Source organism: Peribacillus sp. P4_C12, from assembly GCF_056402095.1.
Map to the genome: position 1 here is coordinate 1 of NZ_JBFUIB010000665.1, position 1,735 is coordinate 1,735.

Sequence of the window (1,735 nt, forward strand, 5' to 3'; positions counted from 1 at the left end):
GGCCAAGGTCATTAAGCATTGCACGAACACGGCCGAATGTATTACCAATAACGATTGGATCTCCGACTTTCAACGTTCCGTTTTGAACAAGCAACGTTGCTACAGATCCGCGTCCTTTATCCAAACGTGCTTCGATAACCGTTCCGTTTGCTTTCCGGCTTGGATTTGCTTTATATTCTTCTACTTCACTAACTAGTAGAATCATTTCCAACAAGCTATCGATTCCTTCACCTTTTTTAGCTGAAATAGGTACGAAAATTGTATCCCCGCCCCATGCTTCAGAAACTAAACCGTGCTCTGTCAATTCTTGCATAACGCGGTCTGGATTAGCGGCTTCTTTATCCATTTTATTAACAGCGACGATAATTGGAACTTCTGCTGCTTTAGCATGGTTAATCGCTTCAACCGTTTGAGGCATAACACCATCATCCGCTGCTACAACTAGGATTGTGATATCTGTAACCTGAGCTCCACGAGCACGCATTGTTGTAAACGCAGCATGTCCTGGTGTATCAAGGAAAGTAATTTTTTTGTCGTTAACTTTAACTTGATAAGCACCGATATGCTGAGTGATTCCGCCTGCTTCGCCTTCTGTTACTTTCGTATGACGAATAGAATCAAGCAATGTCGTTTTACCATGGTCAACGTGTCCCATGATCGTTACAACAGCCGGGCGTTCAATCAAATCTTCAGAAGCATCTTCAGTCACTAATGACTCAAGGTCAGTTAGGTCAACACGAATCTCTTCTTCAGCCAATACACCGTATTCCGCACAGATTAATTCAATAGCATCTTTATCTAATGTTTGGTTAATTGTAGCCATCACACCAAGCATGAAAAGCTTTTTAATGATTTCAGACGGTTCACGGTGAATTTTTTTACCAAGTTCCATAACAGTCAAAGACTCATAAAACGTAATTTTCTCTGGAAGTTCTCTTTCTTTACGTTTAGTAACAGGAGCTTGCGGTGCTTGTTGTCTTTGTTTATTATTTTTATTTCGGTTATTTCTACCTCTACTAAACTGTCCCTGTCCTGCTGGTTTTTTCGTACCTACAGGTTTAACTGGCGGTTTTTTCTTTAGCTTTTCTTTATTAACCGTACTCTTCTCATCTGCTTCTGCTTCGTATTTTGCTACCGTAGCGTTAGCTTTTGGTTCAGCAGCTGGGCTTTTATCTTCGCTTTTAGGCTTAATTGAATCGTTTAATTTATTTACAGTTGAATCGTCTAATGCTGTCATATGGTTTGTTACCTCTATATTCATTTCTTTAAGTTTAGTTATTACTTCCTTGCTTGAAACGTTCTTTTGTTTTGCATATTCATATACACGCAATTTTGTCATACGTTCACCCCCGTAAAATTTAATCGAGCAGCGTTCGGAGTTTTTGTGCAAAACCTTCATCCAGAACTGCGACGGCAACTCTAGCTTCCTTACCAATCGCATTGCCGAGCATAGACCTGCTTTCGACTCTTTTTAAAGGAACCTGATAAAATGCGCACTTATCAGATATTTTTTTTTCAGTGTTTTTTGAAGCGTCCGCGGATAAAATAACAACTTTGGCATTACCGCTTCTAATCTCTTTAACCACTAATTCTTCACCCGAAATTAGCTTGCGTGCTCGATTGGCCAAACCTAATAGAGACATCCATTGTTGTTGTTGGGTCATGGTGTTAGTATTTCTCCTTATTCACTAATTCAAGCAATTGTTCATAAAGGGAGGAATCGATTTGGGTACTA

The 1,735-nt window shown here is 39.8% G+C and carries 2 protein-coding genes; both read right to left on the reverse strand.

Going from position 1 to position 1,735, the window contains the following annotated elements; translation table 11 throughout:
* Positions 1-1,339 (reverse strand): translation initiation factor IF-2 (infB, locus tag AC1DUW_RS27770; protein WP_477644046.1); only part of this gene is annotated, 1,339 nt, incomplete at its 3' end.
* A 19-nt stretch (positions 1,340-1,358) separates the two neighbouring features.
* Complete coding sequence (locus tag AC1DUW_RS27775; protein WP_053345361.1) at positions 1,359-1,664, reverse strand: YlxQ family RNA-binding protein; 306 nt, start codon at positions 1,662-1,664, stop codon at positions 1,359-1,361.
* Positions 1,665-1,735: the final 71 nt, after the last annotated feature.

Excerpts from the sequence above, each read along its gene's own strand:
- AC1DUW_RS27775 (WP_053345361.1), bottom strand. The coding sequence starts at position 1,664 with ATGACCCAACAACAACAATGGATGTCTCTATTAGGTTTGGCCAATCGA.